Source organism: Inhella gelatinilytica (genome assembly GCF_016093295.1).
GTDB classification, from domain to species: domain Bacteria; phylum Pseudomonadota; class Gammaproteobacteria; order Burkholderiales; family Burkholderiaceae_C; genus Inhella; species Inhella gelatinilytica.
Map to the genome: position 1 here is coordinate 475734 of NZ_JAEDAL010000002.1, position 20186 is coordinate 495919.

A 20186-nucleotide genomic window follows, 5' to 3' on the forward strand; every position below is an offset into this window, starting at 1 on the left:
ACATGGCTTCCGAGCGTGCCCTGAAACGACAGCAGTTGAAGGACCAGTTGCTGAACCTGGTGCAGCAACACACGGGGGGGCGGCTGCCGCCCGAGCGGGAGCTTTCCGAGCGGTTTTCGGTGGCTCGTGAAACCTTGCGCCGCTGCCTGCGGGAACTGGAGCAGGCCGGGCTTTTGGAGCGCAAACAGGGCGCTGGCACGTTCGTGAGTGGCCAGCCGGTGATCAAGCAGTTACAGCTCATGAGTTTCAGCGAGGACATGCGCGAGCGCGGTCTGACGCCGTCCAGCGAGGTGCTGTCGATCCTGGAGCTGGGCGCCAACGCCAAACTGGCCCAGAAGCTCAAACTCACGCCGGGCGCGGCCCTGATCGAGATTCGTCGTCTGCGCTGCGCCAATGACGAACCGATGGCGCTGGAGACGGTGTATCTGGTCAAAAGCCGTGTGCCGCTGATCGATGCCCAGCAGCTCAAGAACGGGTCGCTTTACGAGCTGCTGCAGCAGGCCGGCATCACCATCCGCAGCGCAGTACAGCAGGTGCAGGCCACGGTGTTGAGCGAGGACGAGGCGGACCTGCTCGAAGTGCCGCCGTTTTCACCGGCGCTGCTGGTGGAGCGCCTGGTGCTGAGCCAGACGGGCGAGATGGTGGAGTTCGCCTGCACCCTGTACCGGGCCGACCGTTACCGCTTTGAAGTCAGCGTGCTGCGTGCCCCGCAGCGCGCCTTGGGAGATGACGTTTGACACGGCAAGAACTGGACGAACGCCTACGCGGTGGGCTGGTGGTGAGCTGCCAGCCGGTGGACAACGGCCCTTTGGACCACGATGAGGTGGTGGCGCGGCTGGCCGAGGCGGCTCTGGCGGGCGGCGCGCGCGCGCTGCGCATTGAAGGCGCTGCGCGCCTGGCCCACGTGCGGCGGCGCCTACCAGGCGCGTTGCTGATTGGCATCGTCAAGCGCGATTTGGCGGATAGCGCTGTGCGCATCACCCCGCTGCTGGCTGACGTGCAAGCCTTGGCCGACGCGGGGGCAGATGTGATCGCCGTGGACGGCACGGCACGCGAGCGTCCGGTTCCCGTGGTCGACCTGCTGCGGGCCATTCATGCGCGCGGCGCGCTGGCCATGGCCGACTGCGCCACGCGCGAGGACGGCGACACCGCTGCGGCGCTGGGGTTCGAGATCATCGGCACCACGCTGAGCGGCTACACCGGGGGGCCAGTCCCCGCGGAGCCCGACTGGACGCTGTTGCAGGCCCTCAGCGCGCACCACCCGCGCGTGATGGCCGAAGGGCGGGTCAACACGCCGGCCCAGGTGGCACAGGCCCGGGCGCTGGGCGCATGGGCGGTCACTGTCGGCACGGCCATCACGCGCACGGAGCTGGTCACCCACGCCTTCGTCGAGGCTTGCGCATGACCCCGAACTTCTGGGCCCCCGCCTTTTTGCAGGCGCACATTCGCCACACGCTGGCCTTCTACGCGCCGGTAGCGCTGGATCCGACGGGGGGCTTCTTCCATTTCTTCAAGGACGATGGCACGGTCTACGACCGCCGCCAGCGCCATCTGGTGAGCAGCACGCGCTTCGTCTTCAACCACGCCATGGCCTATCGCGCGTTTGGCGACCCCGAGGACCAGCGCCGCGCCGCGCACGGCCTGGCCTATGTGCGGGAGGTGCACCGCCAGCCCGGCGGAGGCTATGCCTGGTTGCTCGATCACGAAACGCGGCACGTGCTGGACCCGACGAACCACTGCTACGGCCTGGCCTTTGTGCTGCTGGCCCTTGCCCAGGCCGCGCTGGCCGGCGTGGCGGGCGCGCCAGAGGGCATTGCCGAGACCTTTGAGTTGATGGAGCACCGCTTTTGGGAGCCCCAGCACGGGCTCTACGCCGACGAAGCCGATGCCGACTGGCGCCTGAGCCCCTACCGGGGCCAGAACGCCAACATGCACAGCTGCGAGGCCCTGCTGACAGCGCATGAGGCCACCGGCGAGGCCCGCTACCTCGACCGTGCCGCCCTGCTGGCCCACAACATCTGCGTGCGGCAAGCCGAACGCTGCGGGGGGTCGATCTGGGAACACTACGACACGAACTGGCAGCCCGACTGGAGCTACAACCGCCACGACCCCGCCAACCTGTTCCGCCCCTGGAGCTACCAGGTTGGCCATCTCACTGAATGGGCCAAGCTGCTGCTCATCCTGCACCGCGCACAGCCGCAAGCCTGGCTGGTGCCGCGCGCCATCGAACTCTTCGACGAAGCCTGGGCCAAGGGCTGGGATGCCAAGCACGGTGGCCTGGTTTATGGCTTCGGGCAAGACGGCAAGGTCTGCGACGCCGACAAGTACTTTTGGGTGCAGGCCGAAAGTTTTGCCGCCGCCGCCTTGTTGGCTCAAGCCACGGGCGAGGACCGCTTCCTCCGCGCGTACGAGCAGATCTGGGCCTACAGCTGGCAGCACTTTGTCGATCATGAGCACGGGGCCTGGTTTCGCATCCTGAGCCCCGACAACCGCAAGCTCAGCGACGAAAAATCGCCAGCGGGCAAGACCGACTACCACACCATGGGCGCCTGCCACGAGGTGCTGCTGGCGCTGAACGAGGAGCCCCAGTCGCCGGCGCCTCGCTCGCTCGCTCCGGAGCGGCCCTTTGCAAGGCGCCGGCTGTGAGCCCGCAGTTCATCAGCTTTGGCGAGGCCCTGACAGACCTCGTCACCACCGGCGGCCAGGGCTTCCAAGCCCTGCCTGGAGGGGCGGGCTGGAATGTGGCCCGGGCCTGTGCGGCGCTCGGGCTGCGGTCGGCCTGGGCGGGTTGTTTGAGCCTTGATTCCTTCGGTGACGCGCTGTGGCAGGCCAGTGAACAGGCCGGGTTGGACACCCGCTTCATCCGCCGGGTTGAGGCCGCGCCCCTGCTGGCCGTGGTGGACCAACTCGACCCCCCGAATTACTTTTTTATTGGTGCCAGTGCCGCCGATCTGGCCTTCGACCCGACCGCCTTGCCCGCCCTCACGGGCCTGCAGTGGGCGCAATTCGGCGGTATCAGCCTGGTGCGCGAGCCCCTGGGAACACGGCTTGAGGCGTGGGCCGACCAGCTGAAGCAGCAGGGCGTGCGGCTGGCTTTCGACCCCAACCACCGGGCGCTGATGGGCGCCCAGGACCTGCCGCGTCTGCTGCGCTTCATTGAGCGCGCTGACGTCATCAAGCTCAGTGACGAGGACCTGCGCGGCTACTTTCCCCACGACGACCCGTCCTTGGCCCTGCAGCGCCTGCGGGCGCGCAACCCGCAGGCGACCTGGCTCTACACCCGGGGCGCCGACGGGGCCACGCTGCTGAGCCCCGCGGTTGAACTGCACGCCCCGGCGTGGCCAGTGCGTGTGGTGGATACCGTGGGCGCAGGCGATGCCAGCCTGGCGGGCTTGCTGCGGGCCTTGGTGGACGGCGAGCCGCCTGCGCGCCAGTTGGCGTTCGCCGTGGCCAATGCGGCCCTGGCGTGTGCGGGCGTGGGCGCCGTGGCCCCGTCGCGCGCGCAATTGGAGGCGGCGCTGTGTGGCCGTTGACCGGGGGCGGTCGGGCTGCGCTGGAGCGGGGCCTCAAGCAGGTTGCGGTGCTGGTGGCGGTGCTGGGTCTGGCGGGTTGCGTTACTCCGCGAGTCGCACCCCCCGCAGGGTGGCAGGCCGGGCCACCGCTGGCGCCCGGCCTCAGCCAATGGCGGGCCGAGCCCGGGATGCTGGCCGTGAAAGTGGACTTGCGCCAACGGCGCCTTCGCTTGAGCGCCTACGCCGAGCGCGGGAGGGTGCTGGACGCCTTCGAGGGTGCGGGCACCGCGCTTGCGGCTGTCAATGTCAGCTTCTTTGATCGCCGCTTTCAGGCGCGCGGCCACACCGTCAGTCAGGGGCAGGCCTGGCCCGAGCCGCTGAGCCCTCAAACCAGTCCGCTGCTGGCCTGTCAGGGTGAGGGGGCGACTCAGCGCTGCACCCTGGACGTAGACCCGCCTTTTGAGTTCCCCAGCACCGCGCACACAGTGCTGGGGGGGACGCCCTGGCTGCTGCGGGATGGCCAACCCCGCACCGCGGCGGACGATGCGAAGTGCGCCGCCCTGTGCGCCGCTCCCCACCCGCGCACGGCCCTGGGCTTGAGCGCCGACGGCCAGACACTCGTCCTGTTGCTGGTCGAGGGCCGTCGCGCGGGCGTGCCCGGCCTCAGCCTGGCGGAAACGGCACGCCATTTGCGCGAATTGGGTGCTTGGCAGGGACTGAATCTGGATGGCGGGGGCTCCAGCAGCCTGTTGCTGCACGGTGTGTCGGTGATGCAACGCCCTGCCAACGAGCCCCAGTTGCGCCGTATCGCCAATGCACTGCTGATCGAATGAGCCCCGCAGCCCCGTTTCACCCGCCCCGTGATTCGGCGCTGGATGCCCTGCGCGGTCTGGCGGTGTTCGGCATGGTACTCAGCGGCAGCGTGGGCTTTGGAGCCCAGGCGGGCTTGCCCGCCTGGATGTACCACGTCCAGGTGCCGCCGCCCTTGCACAAGTTCGACGGCTCGATTCCCGGTATTTCCTGGGTCGATTTGGTCTTTCCCATGTTCTTGTTTGCGCTCGGCGCGGCGCTGCCGTTGGCGCTGCGCGGGCAAACCGGGGTGGCAGTCGCTTGGACGGCCGTGCGTCGGGGCGCCCTGCTGCTCTTTTTGGCGCTGGTGACTCACCAGTTCAAAAACCAGGGCCTGCTCTCGCTGGCGGCTTTCGGGCTGCTTGGGTTGATGCTGGTGCGCCGGGTGCCATATTGGGGTCGTGTGCTGGCCGGGGTGGCCGTCTTGGGCCTGTGGAGCCACCTCGGCATCACGACGAAAAACGACATCATCCTTGCGGTGCTGGCCGTCATGGCCTGCGTGGGCACGTTGATCTGGGGCGTGACCCGGGTTGGCAGTGGCCGTGAGCCTTGGCGCTGGGCCTTGCTGGTGGCGGTGGTCGCTGTCATGCTGGCTCCGCCCACGGCCTGGACGCGCGGACTGCAGGCGACCCCGGCCCCCTGGGCCTACCAGTTCGTGTTTTTGAAGTACCTGCTGATCGTGGTGCCCGGTATGGCCGTGGGCGAGGGCTTGCTGCGTGTGGGGCGGGACGCGTGCGGGTGCAGCGCTGCGGCGGGCGTCGACCGGCTGCTACCGAGCATTGCGCTGACGTTGGTGTGCAGCAACTTGACACTCCTCTACCTGCGTGAGAGCGGGTGGAACTTTGCACTCAGCGCGGCCCTGCTGGCCTGGGGGGCCGTGCGGGTACGGCGCGAGGAAGGGTTTGTGTCCCAAGCCTGGTCGCTCGCCGCGGGCCTGCTGATGCTGGGTTTGTTGCTAGAGCCGCTGCAGGGCGGCATCCGCAAAGATCCATCGACCTTTAGCTATCTGGTGGTGACGGCAGCGCTGAGCCTGCTGCTGCTGCTCGCGCTCCAGGGTGTGCGCGGGCCGCTGCGGGAGGGGCTGGCCGGTCTGGGTCGAAACCCCTTGCTCGCCTACGTTGTGGGCAGCCTGTGTCTGTTGCCGCTGTTGCACCTCGGTGGTCTGCATGCGGCCTGGACGGGCCTGGCGGCGGGCCCCGCCCTCTCGCTGCTCAAGGGGTTGTTGTTCACGGTTGCCGGGGTGCTGCTGACTCTGGGCGCAAACCGCCTGGGCTGGGTCTGGCGCGCCTAAGCGGCGCAGTCAGACGACGTGGCAGGCCACCTGCCGCCCGGCCACCTCGCGCAGCGCGGGCTGCTCGGCGGCGCAGCGGGGTTGCGCTTGCGGGCAGCGCGGGTGGAAGGGGCAGCCGCTGGGCGGGTTCAAGGGGCTGGGCAATTCGCCCTGCAGGTGAATGCGCGCGCTGCGTTCGCGCGGGCTGAGCGAGGGGGTGGCGCTCATCAAGGCCTGGGTGTACGGGTGCAGCGGCTGGGCGAACACTGTCTTCTTGGGGCCCAGCTCGACGGTGCGCCCCAGGTACATCACCATCACGTCATCGGCCACATGCTCCACCACGCTCAGGTTGTGGGAGATGAAGACGTAGGCAGTGCCGGTTTGCTCCTGCAAGTCCATAAAGAGGTTCAGGATCTGCGCCTGAATGGAGACATCCAGGGCGGAGACGGGCTCGTCTGCCACCACCAGAGCGGGCTTGAGCATCATGGCGCGGGCGATGGCCACCCGCTGGCGCTGACCGCCGCTGAACATGTGTGGGTAGCGCGCGGCGTGCTCAGGGCGCAGGCCGACCTGGGTGAGCGCGGCCGCCACCCGCTCCTGGCGCTCGGCCTGGGTGAGCTGGGTGTGCAGCAGCAGCGGTTCAGCCAACGTGCGCCCAATGCTATGGCGGGGGTTCAGGCTCGCGTAGGGGTTTTGGAACACCATCTGCACACGGGGACGCAGGGCGTGACGGCGTGCCGGTGCCAGCGTGCTCAGGTCGTTTCCCTCAAAGCGCAGCGTGCCTCCGCTGGGGGTTTCGATGAGCGTGAGTTGGCGCGCCAAGGTGCTTTTCCCGCAGCCGGACTCGCCCACCACGGCCAGGGTGCGGCTTGGGGCGAGCTGAAAGCTGACGCTGGCCAATGCCTGCACGGTTTGGCGGCGTCCGAACCACCCCTGGCGCACGGTGTAGTGGCGCGCCAGCTGCTCGGCTTGAAGAAGGGGGGTGTCTATCACGTGGGGTGGGCGTTCGTGGGTTCAGGGAAAAAACAGCGCACTTGATGGACCAGCGGGGGGCGCTCGGTCCCGCACCTGGCTTGGGCTCGGGGGCAGCGGGGCGCCAACAGGCAACCCAAGGGGCGGTCGGTCACGCCGGGCACGATGCCAGGCAACGCCGAGAGGCGGCGGGCGCCGCGGTTGTGCTCGGGCAGGGCGGCAAGCAAGGCCTGGGTGTATGGGTGGCGGGGGTGCTCGAACAAGTCGGGCACGGCGCCGGATTCGATCAATTGACCGGCGTACATCACCGCCACCCGTTGCGCCAACTCGGCCACCACCGCCAAGTCGTGAGTGATCAAGATCAAGGCCATGCCGTGCTCGCGCTGTAGGCGTTGGAGCAGGTCCAGGATCTGGGCTTGGATCGTCACATCCAGCGCCGTGGTGGGCTCGTCCGCGATCAACAACTTCGGATGGCAGGCAATGGCCATGGCGATCATGACGCGTTGGTTCATGCCGCCGCTCAGCTCATGGGGGTAGGCCTTCAGCCGGTTCACCGCATCTGGGATCTCCACCTGTTGCAGCAACTCAAGCGCCCGGTGGCGCGCTTGGGCGCCGCGCAGCCCGAGGTGGTGACGCAGCACCTCTTCGATCTGAAAGCCCACGGTATAGCTGGGGTTCAAGGCGGTGAGGGCGTCTTGGAACACCATGGCCACGTCCCGGCCCACGACGCGGCGGCGCTCTGCCGGCGGCAAGGCCAAGAGGTCGCGTCCGCCAAAGCGCAGGGTTTCGGCCCGGACCTCGCCGGGAGCGGCGATCAGGCCCATCAAGGCCATCATGCTGACGGACTTGCCCGAACCGGACTCGCCCACCAGGCCGAGGACCTCGCCGGGCTGCACATGTAGGCTCAACTCGTCGACGGCTTGGAAGGCTCCGAAGCGAACCGAGAGTCGATGGAGGTCCAGCAGCGGCGCGGTCATTGCAGTTTCTTCAGCTTGGGGTCCAGGGCGTCGCGCAGGCCGTCGCCCATCAGGTTCACGGCCAGCACGGCCACCAGAATCGTCAAACCCGGCAGGGTGACCACCCAGCCCGCGCGCTGGATGTAGTCGCGCGCGCTGGACAGCATGCTGCCCCATTCGGGCGTGGGCGCCTGCACCCCGAGGCCCAGGAAGCCCAAGCCCGCTGCCGCCAGCAAGGCCGTAGAAAAGCCCAGTGAGGCGTTGACGATCAGGGGCGCCATGCAGTTGGGCAGGACATGGATGAGCATTTGCCGCCCGGTTCCCGCCCCGGTGACCTGCGCCGCAACGACATAGTCTTTGGCCAATTCGCTCAGCGCTGCGGCACGGGTGAGGCGCACGTAGCTGGGAAGGGCGCCGATCGCGATGGCCAGGGCCGTATTGACCAATCCCGGGCCAAGGATGGTGATCACGCAGATGGCCAGCAAGAGACCGGGCAGCGCGAGCAGGATGTCCATGGCCCGCATGATCAATGGGCCGAGGCTTCGACCGTAAAACGCGGCCAGCAGGCCGAGCAAGACGCCCGGAACCACCGACAGCACCACGGCCGCAAGGGCCAGACCCAGCGACAGGCGCCCGCCGTACAGCAGGCGCGACAGCAGGTCGCGCCCCAACTCGTCCGTGCCGAGCCAAAACTGCGAGCTTCCACCTTCGCTCCACGCGGGCGGCGTGAGCAGGTGCGCGCGGTATTGCTCAATGGGGCTGTGCGGGGCCAACCACGGGGCCAGCACGGCGGCCCCGGCCAGCAGGGTGAAAACGATCAAGGCAACCAGGGCCCCACGGTTGGCCGAGAAGCCCCCCCAAAACTCACGCAAGGGGCTTTTCATGCGGGGCCTCTCAGTCGGGGATTGACCCAGGTGTTGAGCACATCCACCAGCAAGTTGACGGCGATGAAAGTGAGCGCCGTGACCAAGATCCCCGCCTGAACGACGGGATAGTCCCGGCGCGCGATGGCATCGATGAGCCACTTGCCGATGCCGGGCCAGGAAAAGATGGTTTCCGTCAGCACCGCACCCGCCAACAGGCTGCCCGTTTGCAGGCCGACCACCGTGAGGACGGGAATCAGGGCGTTGCGCAGGCCATGGACCCAGAGCACCCGCTGAGGGCTCAGGCCTTTTGCGCGCGCGGTGCGGATGTAGTCTTCGCGCAGCACTTCGAGCAGGCTGGAGCGCGTCATGCGCGCCACCACGGCCAGGCTGGAGGTGCCCAGAACCACGGCCGGCAAGAGCAGATGGAGCAGCGCACTGCGGAAGGCCCCCGCCTCGCCGCTGAGCAGGCTGTCGATGAGCATGAAGCCGGTGAGCCGCTCGACCTCGTACTCCACCGCGATGCGCCCCGACACCGGCGTCCACCCGAGGTCGACCGAAAAGAACATGATGAGGATGAGCCCCCACCAGAATACGGGCATGGAGTAGCCGGCGGTGGCCAGGCCCATGACCCCTTGATCCAGCCAAGAGCCCCGCTTGAGGGCCGCCGCCATACCCAGCACCAGGCCCAGGCCGACGGCCAGCACCAGTGCAAAGGCGGCCAGCTCCAGCGTGGCCGGAAAGAGCACGGCAAATTCTTGCGACACCGGCGAGCGGCTGACCATGCTGGTGCCCAGGTCACCCTGAAGCACCTGCCCCAGGTAATTCAGGTACTGCTGCCACAGCGGCTGGTCCAGGCCGAGTTGCTTCATCAGCGCGGCATGGGTGGCCGGGTCCAAGCGCCGTTCGCCCATCATGACTTCGATGGGGTCGCCCGGGATCAATCGGATCAGCCCGAAGGCCACCAGCGTGATGCCCAGCACTGTGGGCAGCAAGAGCGCCAGTTTTTGCAGGAACCACCGCATGGCCGTGCCTTAGAAACGACTGGTGTAGGGCGCACGCTCGGGCGGTCGGGCGAACTTCAGGCCGTCGGGCCGGGTGCAGGCATCCAGTAGGGCGGCCGTCTCGGCGTCGGCCACCCCGTCATGTCGGGCGGGGCGGTAGCGCATTTGAAAGGCAATCAGTTGATCCCGGGTGTAGGCGTCGTCTTCGCCACTGCGGCTGGCCGCGAACCCATGCTCGGCCAGCTTGTTTTGAAACCAAGCGATATCGGGCAGTTGCTGCTCGTAGCGCAGCTTGAGTTGCGCCACCAGGGCCTCATCGGGCCAGGGAATGAGGCCCGCTTGGGCCAACTGGCGCCAGGGGAACAAGGGGCCGGGGTCTTGTTTGCTGCGCGGCTGGATCTCCCCGTGGCCCACCACGCGATCGGGGCGAATCTTGTGGCGGTCCATGATGTCGCGGGACAACGCAATCACGGCGTCAATCTGTTCCTGTGGAAACGGGGCAAAGTCCCAGGTTCCATCGGGATTCTTGCGGCCGCCGCGGTTAACGATTTCGATGCCGATGGAACTGGCATTGAGCTGGCTGTGACCCTTCCAGTAGCTGGGCCCGGCGTGCCAAGCGCGCTGGCTTTCGTCCACCAGGCGGTAAATACGCGGCGGGGATTCGCTCACCAGGTAATGACTGGAAACGGGCGCACGGCTCGGTTCGGTCAAGGTCTTCAAGGAACTGTTGAAGTCGCCCACGGTGTAGTGCATCACGAGGAACAGCACCCGGCTGTCCTGGTTCTTTGAGGTGTGCGTGGTGTCAATGTGCAGGCCGGCGCAACCGGTCAACGTGAGGCCCGCGAGGGCGCAGAGCAAGAATCGTTTCATCGGAATCGCAGCAGGGTGTGGGCCAACTGGGCGGCCGTGGTGTGGGCTTGCAGTTGCCCACTGCGCAGGGGCAAGGTGGGGGGCAAGGCTTCTTGCAAACCGTCCAGCACCAGGGGGTGCAACAGCAGGGCACGCCCGGCCGCCAAGACGGGTTTGGGACCGAAGCGGTGGCTGAGCGCCAGCGCCAGCCGGGCCAACTGGCCGCCCGCTTGACGCAACAGCGCTCGGGCTTGGGGGTCTTCGGGGGCGGCGGCGGCGACGGCCAGGGCCAAGCGCCCCACGGCGCCGCGATCACCTGCGTACATGAACTGTCGGGAGCGGGCCCAATCGGAGCCGCCCAGATGGTCAAAGACATGGCGCGCAAGGGGAGAGTTCATCCAACTCCCTGGGGCTTCATCTTCGCGCCGCCAAATCGCGGCCAAGGCTTCGCGGGCAATCCAGAACCCACCCCCCTCGTCGCCCAGTAAATAGCCCCGGCCGCCCGCGCGGTGGAGGACCCCGGGGGCGTCCAGGTGCACGGCAATCGCGCCGGTGCCCGCATAGACCAGATAGCCCTCGGCTGGTGCAAAGGCCGCTCGGTACGCAATGTCCATGTCGCTGTGGCAGGCCACGCGGCCGATGGGCAGGGCCAGCGCCTCGGCGAGGGCTTGGTTCAAGGCTTGGGCCGCCGGCCCTTCGGGCTCCGCCACGCCCGTGATGCCGCCATACACCGCCGCTGCCTGCCCATGGATGGCCAAGGCCTGCGAGAGTTCTCGCAAAGCCAACTGAAGTTGGGCGCGCTTGCTGGGGTCGGCCAACATCAGGCCACTGAGGGGCGCCACCTCGCCTTCGGCACACAAACGGCCCTGAGGGTCGACCGCCGCCCAGCGGGTGTGAGTACCGCCGGCATCCAATCCAATGGCCAGCGGGCGCGGCGCGGCGGCGGTGCTCACCACCGGATCCACCCCTGGCGTGGCCCTTCAATTCCAGTTGGGCTCAGCGCGCAGGCGACCAGCGCCTCGGCGGACTCGGGCCACTCGAACGGCCCGGCGCCCTGAAGCTGGCCCCGCCATTGCCCGCCTTCCCGCCACCACAGCCAGCGGCGCAGCGGGCCTTCCTCGGCACCGCGCAACTGCCAGCGCACAGTGCCCGTCAGATCGTGCACCCGTTCCAGGCTGAGCGCGCTGGGGGGCTGATCCGAGAGCCACGGCAGAACAGGGGGAACGGCTGCCTGGGTATACGTTTTCGCCTTCAAATGATCGGCGATGCCGCGTCGATTCTGCTTGAGGGCCACCCAACTGAAGTGCACGTGCCCCCCATCGGGGACGGCAGCGCGCGTGAGCGCGATCTGCCCAGCAACCTCGTCTGGCATCCAGCCGCGGGTGTCCCCAGCGGACTGCAATTCGGCCCCGGCCGGGCCTTCAGTGATGCGGCTGGTGTAGAGACCTGGCCAAATGGGGCGCCCCAAGGGGTTCAGTCGCATCCAGCCCTGCAACAAGGGGCCAAAGGCTTGGGCCGTCTGGGCACGCGGCCAGTAGAGCTGGGGGACCAAGTAGTCCAGCCAGCCCTTTGCGAGCCACAGTTCGACATCGGCATACAGCTTGTCGTACTGGCTGAAGCCCTGAATGCCCGGTGGGCGTTCGCTGGGTTTCATCAGACCGAAAGGGCTGATCCCCAGCCGGGCCGTGGGCCGCACTTCTCGGATGAGATGGAATAGGTTCTCCACCAACTGGTTGACGTTGCGGCGTCGCCAGTCGGCTTTTTCGAGTCCGCCGCCATAAGTCGCAAAGCTGGCTTCGTCCGGGAAGTCCACCTCCTGCCCATTCGCGTCTTTCTCGGGGTAGGGGTAAAAATAATCGTCGATGTGAACGCCGTCCACGGCGTACCGGCTGAGGACGTCACGAAAGACCGCCAAGGTGTGCGCCACTGCACCCGGCTCGCCGGGGTCGATCCACAGTTGCTTGCCATAGCGTTTGACCCATTGAGGCTGCGTCTGCGACAGATGGTCTGGGGCCTGTGCACTTTGCGCCCCCGATTGGCGGGCTCGGTAGGGGTTGAACCAGGCATGCAGCTCCAAGCCCGCCGCGTGAGCTTGCTCAATCCAAACCGCCAGGGGGTCGTAACCGGGGTCCCCCCCTTGTGTTCCCGTGAGGTACTCGCTCCACGGTTCTCGTCGGCTCGCGTAGAGCGCATCGGCGCTGGTTCGAACCTGAAGAATCAAGGCGTTCAACCCCAGGTCTCGTGCTTGGCGAACCGTGGCACGAATTTCTGCCAGCTGCGTTTCACGATCCAGTCCTTTGCGGCTGGGCCAATCGATGTTGGCGACCGTCGCCACCCAGGCCGCCCGGAATTCGCGCGGTAGGGCAGGGGCCATCAAATCGGAGGCCACCCGCACCTGAGGAACCGGGCTCTCCAGGACCGCGCAACCGGGCAGAAGAACGGGGGCTGAGAGCAGCAACGAGCGGCGTTTCATACCTTGATGACCCAACCCCGGCGCGCCATCCCGGCTGCCAGCCCGTAAAAGAGGAGCACAAAGCCCAGCGCAAACGCAAGCGACGCGTTCACCGGGGCCAAGCCCGTGGCTTGAAGGGCGCCATAAATCCAGGCTTTCAAGCTCTGGCCCCCGGGTTTCCAAAAGGCCAGCATCTTGGCCACCAGACCACTGGCGACGAACAAAAAGAGGGCATTCAAACCGAAGTCCACGAGTGGCCGCAATCGAACCGCCCAGGCCTGCCGCTGCTGGGCATCAGGCTGGGCATCCAGCAGCCAATGGCACCCCCCAAACACCAAGCAGGCCCATCCCGCCATGGCCAGAACATAGGCGGGGGTCCACAGGGCTTTGTTGATGGGCATCGTCCAGGCCGCAACCACCTCACCGGCCCACAGGAGCGCCAGACCGCCGACAAACAGCCACGCGGTCTTTTCCCCCGCAGGGCTCGACGTGGCCAAGCGCTGTCCGACCAGCAAGCCCGCAATCTGGCTGACCACCGCGGGCAGGGTACTGAGCAGGCCCTCAGGATCCCACGTCTTGGCTTGGGCCCATAAATGCCCGTCCATCAGCAGACGGTCCACGTAGGAGGCCACGTCCTGCCCCTTTTCAAGGGAGCCGGTGCGCACCACCCCGTCCGCGCCGGGAACGGCGATGCCCATCATGATGGCCGTGTAGATCATCAACAGAGCCAGGCCCACCCCCGCCTGGCCCCGCCACCCCAAATAAACCGCCAGTGGGGCGGCGAACATCGTGCACAAGCCCAAACGCTGCAGCACGCCCGGCCAGCGCAGGGCCTCCCAATCAAAGGCGGGAATGGCATTGAGCAGCAGGCCGATCAACACAATCAGGGCGCCTCGGCGAACCGTGGCCAGGGTGAGCTTGAGCTTGTCGTCCCCCAGCGCCGCGCGCCGGGACAGGCTCAGCGTCATCGAGATGCCGCTGATGAAGACAAAGAACGGAAAAATCCAGTCCGTAAAGGTCCAGCCATGCCACGCCGCGTGCAAGAGCGGGGCATAGACATGGCCCCAGTCGCCGGGGTTGTTGACCAGCAGCATCGCGGCAATCGTGAAACCGCGAAAGGCATCCAGGGAAAGCAGGCGTTGTGACGTCATGCGGGCATCTTGCGGGGCTGAGCCTTCACGCTTTTTTTCCAAAGCCTTCGGGAATGCTGAGGAGCGCGGTCATCGCAAAGGAGGGCAGGGTCGCCAGCAACACCCAAGCAAAAAACCAGAGGTAGCCCCACTGGTCCTGAAGCCACCCGCTCCACATGCCCGGAACCATCATGCCCAGGGCCATGAACCCAGTACACAGGGCGTAATGGGCGGTCTTGTGGGGGCCGTCCGCCACCAAAATCATCACCATCAGGTACGCCGTGAACCCGAGCCCATAGCCGAATTGCTCCACCGCCAGGGCACTGCTGACGATCCACAGATTGCTGGGCTGCGACCACGCCATGGCCAGGAACACGACATTGGGCACGTGCATGGCCAGAATCAGCGGCCACAAGGCTCGCTTGAGTCCGAACCGCGAAATCACCCAGCCCCCCAGGAGCCCACCCAGGGTGAGGGCAGAAAGCCCTACCGTTCCATAGGCGATGCCCACCTGCTGGGTGGTCAACCCCAGGCCACCCTCCGCAACCGGATCCAGCAAGAAGGGCGTGGCCAGTTTGAGCAGCTGCGCCTCGGGAAAGCGGTACAGCAGCAAAAAACCGACGATGACGAGGATGGCGGGCTTGCGGAAAAAGTCCGCAAACACCCGCATCGATTCGCCCCAGAAGCCCTGTTGACGCGGGGCTGGGCGGTCGGTGGCCGGCTGTGGAAGGGCCCAGAGGTGGACGAGCGCCACCACCACAAAAAGGCCTGCCAGCAACAACATGACCGTGGCCCAGGCGCTTTGGGCGTTGCCGTTGCGTTCGGTCAGCCAGCCTGCCAGATACACCAGTCCGCCTTGGCCGGCGATGTTGGCCAGGCGGTAGAAGGCCGAGCGCACCCCCACAAACGCGGCTTGCTCGTGGGTTTTCAGGGCCAGGAGGTAAAAGCCATCGGCCGCGATGTCATGCGAGGCCGAGGCGAAGGCCATCAGCCACAGCACGGCCAGGGACATCTGAAAGAACGAATGGAGGGGCAAGGTCAACGCCACACCCGCCAATGCCGCACCAATCAGGAACTGCAAGCCCACAATCCAGCGCCGCTTGGTGCCCAGCAGTTCGACGAGGGGGCTCCACAAGGGCTTGATGACCCAGGGCAAGTAAAGCCAGCTTGTGTACAGCGCGATGTCGATGTTGGACAGACCCAGGTTCTTGTACATGACGACCGACAGGGTCATCACCGTGACATAGGGCAAGGCCTGCAACAGGTACAGGCTGGGGATCCAGGCCCAGGGGCTGCGGACCGCGCTCACGGGGCGTCCAGCGCGGCGCGCAGGTGGCCTGCGTGTTGGGCCAACAGGGCGGTCGCGTCGGCGGCATTGAGTTGCTTACCAAGCATCAGCACCGCCAGCTTGACATGCCCATGGGCGGCCGCCAACGCGGCCTCTGCGGCCTCCAAGGGGGCGCCGCTGGCCCGCTGGGTGAGTGAGAGTGCGCGTTTGCGCAGCTTCGCGTTGGTGGCCTGCAGGTCCACCATGAGATTGCCGTGCACTTTGTTCAAACGCACCATCAGACAGCTGGACAAGGTGTTCAGGGCGATTTTCTGTGCTGTACCGGCCTTCAGTCGGGTGCTGCCAGAAATCACCTCTGGGCCCGTGTCCAGCACGATGCCAATGTCGGCCGCCGCTGCGACGGGCGCGCCCGGGTTGTTGGCCAGGCCCAGGGTGAGGGCCCCGGCCGCCTGCGCGGCTTTTAGGCCTCCCAGCACATAGGGCGTGCCGCCACTGGCCGCTACGCCGATCACCACGTCGTTCGTGGTGGGGGCCAAAGCTTGAACATCGCGCTCGCCTTGCTCAGCGTCGTCTTCCGCACCTTCCACGGCTTTGAACAGTGCCGGTGGGCCACCAGCGATGAGCCCGAGGGCGCGCTCAGGGGGCCAGGAAAAAGTGGGCAGCAACTCCACGCCATCCAGGATGCCCAGGCGGCCGGAGGTGCCGGCGCCGACGTAGATCAGCCGCCCGCCCGCCTGCAGACGTGGCGCGGCCGCATCGACCGCCCGGGCCAAGTCGTCCGCTACGGCTTCGACGGCCCGCACGGCCTCGTACTGGTCTTCTACGAAGGTCCGCACCAGTTTGTCGGCTGCGTAAGTGTCCAGCGCGCCATGTAAGGGGCTGGGGGTTTCGGTTCGAAGCATGTCGGGCGGAATGGGGCGCTTTGGATCTGCCACTCTAAAGAGAGACCGGCCCCACGACCAATGCTGGCGGGGGCCGGTGGCATAACCAGGGCTTATCGACAAGACCTGCGGCACCGAGACCGAGTGCCGCAGGGTCTCAGGTTTAGCGCAGATCCCAACGGGCGGACAGGCTCCACACGCGGCCACGCGGATCGGCCACCCGTGGATCCCAACCTGCACCGATCACGCCGTCCACGTTGTGCCAGGTGAAGGGCGGCTGGCGATCAAACAGGTTAAGGATGCTCCCAGTGATCGTGACCCCCTTGATCCCACTATATGAACCCACCAAGTTCATCGTCGTGTACGACGCGATTTGACGCTTGGTGGGCGTCAGCGCGGTGTAGCCGCTGCGATCCTCGTCTTCGTAGTCGTCGCGATAGTTCAGCGACAGCGTGCTGGCCCACGGGCCATTGCGAACGCCCACGCTGGCGTTCACGCGCCAGGGAAGGTACAGGTTGGTGTTGGTCCATTTGCCGACGTACTCCACCATGGGGGCGCTCTTCAGCAGGCGCTCTTGGTGGCTGAGCATCTTGGTGCCGCCGAATGACCAGTTGATGCGACTGCCCAGGGCCTCCGTTTGGTATTGCATGCCGAAGTCGATGCCCTTGGTTTCGCTACTCGCAGCGTTGACCCAGCCCGCTTGAACGTACTGCACGACACCCGTCGCTGGGTCGCGCACGAAGTTGTCTTTGAACAAGTCGTAGTTTTGGATCATGTTCGTCACGCTGAGCTGACGAATCCGGTCATCCATCTTGACTTGCCAGTAGTCCGCAAAGGCCTGGAAATCACGGGTGGGGGCGAACACAAAGCCGAGTGTGGCCTGCTTGGAGGTTTCCGGCGTCAAGTCTGGGTTACCGCCTTGGCGGTAGGGCAGACCGGAGCGGTTGCACTGGGTGGCGTCTTTGGGGGCTGCCGTGTCAGCGCAGAGCACGGGGTCACGGTAGGCGCCCGTGAGTTGCAGCTCGACCTGGCCCAGCTTGATTTGCTGCGGCGTGGGGGCTCGGAAGCCGGTGTTCGTGGAGCCGCGAATCATCAGGCTTTGGGTGGGCGTGAAGCGAAACGCCGCCTTCGGATTGGTGGTGCCGCCGATGGACTCGTACTCGTCATGGCGGGCCTGCAGCGTCAACTCCAAGTTCTTCAGCGGGCGAACCAGCAACTCTCCGAATACGGCGCCAATGGCTCGGCTGAGCTTGGGCGAACTGGCGTTGCCCGCGCAGCCCATGACCGAATTGGGCAGGGCGGCATTCGCGGGGGTGAAGCTGCTGACACAGGTGTAGGTCTGTGTGCCGGAGAAGGCATAGCTCTCTTCGCGGGCATTCAGACCCAGGGCGAAGTCCAGATCGCCTGCCATGAAGGTGCCCAAGTTGCCCGAAATCTTGGCATCGGCCTGCTTGACCGAGGTCTCGCCACCAAAGATGCGCCCCCGCACTTGCATGTCTTCGATGGCCTTCAGGGTCGTGGCGGATTGCGTTTGACCCGGCAACAGGAAGGGGTTGTATTGGCCCGAGGACAGCAACGCGATCAGCTTGTTCGTATCGGCATAGCCTTGCTGCAGCAGCGTGGACGACTCCGAGCTGCCATAGCCCAGACCGATGTCGTAATCAAAGCGCCCGATTTGACCTTCCAGCGTCGCCTGCACGCGCAAGTTGTCGGTGCGATTGGTGTTCTTGCGGAAGCCCCAATCGATCATGTTGAGGCGGTAGGCGATGGGCTTGGTGGGGTCAAATTGGGCGGCGCCAACCAAGTCCCGCAGGTTCAAGTAGTAGGGGCCATTGACCGGGTAATTGGTCACCGCATTGGAACTGGTGCTGAACTGGAACGGGGCGTATTCGCCATCCACTTCCGTCCGCGAGGCGACCAACTCCAGGGAAGCCGTGTGGCCGCCCAGGTCAAACGTGCCTTTGAGCAAGGCGTTGGTCGCGTCTTTGGGCGCCGTCAACATGAACATGCGTCCATAGTCCCGGGTGCAGCGGTACTTGGAGTTGGCATTGGTGTAGCCGAACTTGTCCCAAATCGTGGTGTTGGGCGCCAGGGGGACGGTGTAAGGCAGCGTTTCACACTGTCCACGGATCGCCAGCAGGTTCAGGTTGGTGTACTTGGTCGTGTCCGTGGTGCCCACCACCGTGCCGGCGCTGGTCAGCGCGGTGCCAGCGGAGGCAATGATGTTGGCGTGGGCCGAGCTGGTGGAGTCCGGTGTCAGGTACATATCCGGTTGGTAGCCAGTCGCCCAGGGGCGGTCAATGCCGCGCAGAATCTTGTCGCTGTCGACCGTCAGCGTCGCCATCAGGTTGTAGCCGTTCTTGTCGAGGTCACCCACACCGCCCGTGGCACTGAGGCGCGACCGCTGGCCGCCCCCATCGGCCTCTGGCGTGCTGTAACTGCCGCGCAGAGCCAAGCCCTGGAAGTTGGAGCGCGTGATGAAGTTGATCACCCCACCGATGGCGTCCGTGCCGTACAGCGCCGAGGCGCCGTCCTTCAGTGTTTCGACCCGTTCAATCGCATCCATGGGAATGGAGTTCAAGTCCACCGAGCCGCCGCTCATGCCGTGGGTCGCCACCCGGCGACCATTCAGCAGCACCAAGGTGCCGGTGGGCCCCAGGCCGCGCAGGTTGGCGTGGCTGGCGCCGCCGGTTAGGCGGTCCTGATCCGCGCCAAACACGGTGTTGGTGGACACCGGGTTGTTGGCCCCCGCCACGTTGGCGCTGAGCAGATTGATCAGGCCTTCGGCGCTGGACACCCCCAATTGCTCGATTTGTGAGCGATTCAGCGTTTCCACCGGAAGCGCGGCCTGGTCGGCCAGTCGCTTGATGCTCGACCCTGTCACCACCACGCGTTCCAGCTTCTTGGTGTCTTTGTTTTTGTCGTCCGCCTTGGGCGCCGTTTGCGCCAAGGGGGCAGACATGATCCCAAGCAAAGCCAAGCCGGCGGCGATGGGGGTGAGTTTCATGGAGGCTCCTCTGGAAAGATGCAGTTGACGCTCGGGAAACGAGCAGATGCCGAATCATCACCACAACCCCGCCTGGGGCTACAGAGGGGGCACCCTGTTTTGTGGCGCCAAAGCGATCAAGCTTTGGTGGAAATTCATAACTTTTTGGAATTGGTATTCCGGGCCAATGGCCACCCTTTACGCAATGGAATGCGTTGGCGGCGGTGGCGGCTGGCACGATGCCCGCTTTTGCTCCGGGGGTGGGTGTGAAGGTGTTGAGCGATTTCGAAGTGGCGTCTCGATTGAACTTCCCCGACGCGTTTGAAGTGCTGCAGGCGGCGTTTGAGCAGCTGGGGCGGGGCGAGGCGGCGGTGTTGCCGCGCAGTCGCGCAGTGCTGGCGGGTACGGATGGGGCGGCGCTCATGGTGTCGGCAATGGGGGCGATGTTGCCGCAGGTTTTGGGCACCAAGGTCTACGCCACGCGCAATGGTCAGTTTGACTTTGTCATCTCGCTGTTCGATACCGCCACCGGCAAGACCTTGGGCAGCTTGCAGGCCAACGCGCTCACGGAGGTTCGCACCGCCGCTTGTACGGCCGTGGCTGTGCGGTCGCTGGCCCACCCTGAGGCCCGTACGGCGGCCATTTTTGGCAGCGGCGTTCAGGCGTGGGCCCACGCCCGCGCCCTGGCGGCGCTCGGGCGATTCGACGCGTTGTGGGTGGCGGCTCGCACCGACGGCGAGGCGGTCGCCCAGCGCTGGTCCGAGGCCCTGGCGCTGCCCGTTCGTGCCGTCTCGCCGCGTGAAGCCGCGGCAGCGCCGGTGGTGCTCACCTGTACCCGCGCGACGGAGCCCCTCTTTGACGGTAACTGGGTGCAGCCCGGCGCGCTGGTGGCGGCCATCGGCTCCAGCAAGCCGGTGGCCCGCGAGGTCGATGACCGCTTGATAGAGCGCGCGCGCTGGGTGCTGGTGGAGCACGAAGGCTGCGCCCGCACCGAGGCTGGTGATTTGGTGCGCGCTGCCGCGGGCGTGTTGCGCCCCGACCGTGTCGTGGAACTGGGCCAATGGCTGGTGACGCCCCGGGCGCGTGAGGCGGAGGACATCGTGCTGTACAAGAGCGTCGGCATTGGGCTAGCGGATGTAGCGCTGGCGTGGCACGCGCTGCAGCGCGACTGACA

At 66.3% G+C, this 20186-nt stretch carries 18 protein-coding genes; 7 read left to right on the forward strand and 11 right to left on the reverse strand.

What is annotated here, in order from left to right; genetic code table 11:
- Nucleotides 1-2: 2 nt before the first annotated feature.
- Genes I7X43_RS07110 through I7X43_RS07135 form a run of 6 tightly spaced genes read left to right on the forward strand, consistent with a single transcriptional unit; the run spans nucleotide 3 to nucleotide 5652 of the window.
- Entirely contained in the window at nucleotides 3-737 is a 735-nt protein-coding gene (locus I7X43_RS07110) for a GntR family transcriptional regulator (RefSeq protein WP_198100215.1), read from the forward strand.
- Entirely contained in the window at nucleotides 734-1405 is a 672-nt protein-coding gene (locus I7X43_RS07115) for an N-acetylmannosamine-6-phosphate 2-epimerase (protein WP_198100216.1), read from the forward strand. Before I7X43_RS07110 ends, I7X43_RS07115 begins: the two co-directional genes overlap by 4 nt.
- Complete coding sequence (locus I7X43_RS07120) at nucleotides 1402-2646, forward strand: AGE family epimerase/isomerase (protein ID WP_198100217.1); 1245 nt, start codon at nucleotides 1402-1404, stop codon at nucleotides 2644-2646. The genes I7X43_RS07115 and I7X43_RS07120 overlap by 4 nt, the downstream gene beginning before the upstream one ends.
- The gene (locus I7X43_RS07125) at nucleotides 2643-3533 is read left to right on the forward strand and encodes a carbohydrate kinase family protein (protein WP_198100218.1); all 891 of its coding nucleotides are present in this window, start codon (nucleotides 2643-2645) and stop codon (nucleotides 3531-3533) included. Before I7X43_RS07120 ends, I7X43_RS07125 begins: the two co-directional genes overlap by 4 nt.
- Entirely contained in the window at nucleotides 3521-4345 is an 825-nt protein-coding gene (locus I7X43_RS07130) for a phosphodiester glycosidase family protein (protein WP_198100219.1), read from the forward strand. Before I7X43_RS07125 ends, I7X43_RS07130 begins: the two co-directional genes overlap by 13 nt.
- Nucleotides 4342-5652 carry a DUF5009 domain-containing protein gene (locus tag I7X43_RS07135; protein ID WP_198100220.1) on the forward strand — a complete coding sequence of 437 codons (1311 nt, stop codon included), beginning with the start codon at nucleotides 4342-4344 and terminating at the stop codon, nucleotides 5650-5652. The genes I7X43_RS07130 and I7X43_RS07135 overlap by 4 nt, the downstream gene beginning before the upstream one ends.
- A gap of 9 nt (nucleotides 5653-5661) precedes the next feature.
- On the opposite strand, the gene I7X43_RS07140 is transcribed toward I7X43_RS07135, so the two are convergent.
- From I7X43_RS07140 to I7X43_RS07190, 11 genes are all read right to left on the reverse strand, one after another.
- Nucleotides 5662-6621 carry a dipeptide ABC transporter ATP-binding protein gene (locus I7X43_RS07140; protein WP_198100384.1) on the reverse strand — a complete coding sequence of 320 codons (960 nt, stop codon included), beginning with the start codon at nucleotides 6619-6621 and terminating at the stop codon, nucleotides 5662-5664.
- A complete protein-coding gene (locus I7X43_RS07145; protein WP_198100221.1) occupies nucleotides 6621-7580 on the reverse strand; it encodes an ABC transporter ATP-binding protein in 960 nt (319 codons plus the stop codon). Before I7X43_RS07145 ends, I7X43_RS07140 begins: the two co-directional genes overlap by 1 nt.
- The gene (locus I7X43_RS07150) at nucleotides 7577-8443 is read right to left on the reverse strand and encodes an ABC transporter permease subunit (RefSeq protein WP_198100222.1); all 867 of its coding nucleotides are present in this window, start codon (nucleotides 8441-8443) and stop codon (nucleotides 7577-7579) included. Before I7X43_RS07150 ends, I7X43_RS07145 begins: the two co-directional genes overlap by 4 nt.
- Nucleotides 8440-9447 carry an ABC transporter permease gene (locus I7X43_RS07155; RefSeq protein ID WP_198100223.1) on the reverse strand — a complete coding sequence of 336 codons (1008 nt, stop codon included), beginning with the start codon at nucleotides 9445-9447 and terminating at the stop codon, nucleotides 8440-8442. Before I7X43_RS07155 ends, I7X43_RS07150 begins: the two co-directional genes overlap by 4 nt.
- 9 nt (nucleotides 9448-9456) lie before the next feature.
- Entirely contained in the window at nucleotides 9457-10296 is an 840-nt protein-coding gene (locus tag I7X43_RS07160) for an N-acetylmuramoyl-L-alanine amidase (RefSeq protein ID WP_198100224.1), read from the reverse strand.
- Nucleotides 10293-11228 (reverse strand): N-acetylglucosamine kinase, encoded by a 936-nt coding sequence (locus tag I7X43_RS07165; RefSeq protein ID WP_310737533.1) that lies wholly within the window; start codon nucleotides 11226-11228, stop codon nucleotides 10293-10295. Before I7X43_RS07165 ends, I7X43_RS07160 begins: the two co-directional genes overlap by 4 nt.
- Nucleotides 11225-12748 carry a glycoside hydrolase family 10-like protein gene (locus I7X43_RS07170; RefSeq protein ID WP_198100226.1) on the reverse strand — a complete coding sequence of 508 codons (1524 nt, stop codon included), beginning with the start codon at nucleotides 12746-12748 and terminating at the stop codon, nucleotides 11225-11227. Before I7X43_RS07170 ends, I7X43_RS07165 begins: the two co-directional genes overlap by 4 nt.
- On the reverse strand, nucleotides 12745-13878 hold the full coding sequence (locus tag I7X43_RS07175; protein ID WP_198100227.1) for an acyltransferase family protein: 1134 nt from the start codon (nucleotides 13876-13878) through the stop codon (nucleotides 12745-12747). Before I7X43_RS07175 ends, I7X43_RS07170 begins: the two co-directional genes overlap by 4 nt.
- Nucleotides 13879-13903: 25 nt before the next feature.
- Nucleotides 13904-15166 carry an MFS transporter gene (locus tag I7X43_RS07180; RefSeq protein WP_310737534.1) on the reverse strand — a complete coding sequence of 421 codons (1263 nt, stop codon included), beginning with the start codon at nucleotides 15164-15166 and terminating at the stop codon, nucleotides 13904-13906.
- Nucleotides 15163-16047 carry an N-acetylmuramic acid 6-phosphate etherase gene (murQ, locus tag I7X43_RS07185; RefSeq protein WP_198100228.1) on the reverse strand — a complete coding sequence of 295 codons (885 nt, stop codon included), beginning with the start codon at nucleotides 16045-16047 and terminating at the stop codon, nucleotides 15163-15165. Before murQ ends, I7X43_RS07180 begins: the two co-directional genes overlap by 4 nt.
- Nucleotides 16048-16189: 142 nt before the next feature.
- On the reverse strand, nucleotides 16190-19033 hold the full coding sequence (locus I7X43_RS07190) for a TonB-dependent receptor plug domain-containing protein (protein ID WP_198100229.1): 2844 nt from the start codon (nucleotides 19031-19033) through the stop codon (nucleotides 16190-16192).
- A 218-nt stretch (nucleotides 19034-19251) separates the two neighbouring features.
- On the opposite strand from I7X43_RS07190, the gene I7X43_RS07195 reads away from it, so the two are divergent.
- Complete coding sequence (locus I7X43_RS07195) at nucleotides 19252-20184, forward strand: ornithine cyclodeaminase family protein (protein WP_198100230.1); 933 nt, start codon at nucleotides 19252-19254, stop codon at nucleotides 20182-20184.
- The last annotated feature ends 2 nt before the right edge of the window (nucleotides 20185-20186 follow it).

What these genes read in the sequence shown, in the direction of transcription:
- I7X43_RS07110 (WP_198100215.1), top strand. Translation starts at nt 3, where the DNA reads ATGGCTTCCGAGCGTGCCCTGAAACGACAGCAGTTGAAGGACCAGTTG.
- I7X43_RS07170 (WP_198100226.1), bottom strand. Translation starts at nt 12,748, where the DNA reads ATGAAACGCCGCTCGTTGCTGCTCTCAGCCCCCGTTCTTCTGCCCGGT.
- I7X43_RS07190 (WP_198100229.1), bottom strand. Translation starts at nt 19,033, where the DNA reads ATGAAACTCACCCCCATCGCCGCCGGCTTGGCTTTGCTTGGGATCATG.
- murQ (WP_198100228.1), bottom strand. Translation starts at nt 16,047, where the DNA reads ATGCTTCGAACCGAAACCCCCAGCCCCTTACATGGCGCGCTGGACACT.
- I7X43_RS07150 (WP_198100222.1), bottom strand. Translation starts at nt 8,443, where the DNA reads ATGAAAAGCCCCTTGCGTGAGTTTTGGGGGGGCTTCTCGGCCAACCGT.
- I7X43_RS07120 (WP_198100217.1), top strand. Translation starts at nt 1,402, where the DNA reads ATGACCCCGAACTTCTGGGCCCCCGCCTTTTTGCAGGCGCACATTCGC.
- I7X43_RS07135 (WP_198100220.1), top strand. Translation starts at nt 4,342, where the DNA reads ATGAGCCCCGCAGCCCCGTTTCACCCGCCCCGTGATTCGGCGCTGGAT.
- I7X43_RS07145 (WP_198100221.1), bottom strand. Translation starts at nt 7,580, where the DNA reads ATGACCGCGCCGCTGCTGGACCTCCATCGACTCTCGGTTCGCTTCGGA.
- I7X43_RS07195 (WP_198100230.1), top strand. Translation starts at nt 19,252, where the DNA reads ATGCCCGCTTTTGCTCCGGGGGTGGGTGTGAAGGTGTTGAGCGATTTC.
- I7X43_RS07155 (WP_198100223.1), bottom strand. Translation starts at nt 9,447, where the DNA reads ATGCGGTGGTTCCTGCAAAAACTGGCGCTCTTGCTGCCCACAGTGCTG.
- I7X43_RS07175 (WP_198100227.1), bottom strand. Translation starts at nt 13,878, where the DNA reads ATGACGTCACAACGCCTGCTTTCCCTGGATGCCTTTCGCGGTTTCACG.
- I7X43_RS07160 (WP_198100224.1), bottom strand. Translation starts at nt 10,296, where the DNA reads ATGAAACGATTCTTGCTCTGCGCCCTCGCGGGCCTCACGTTGACCGGT.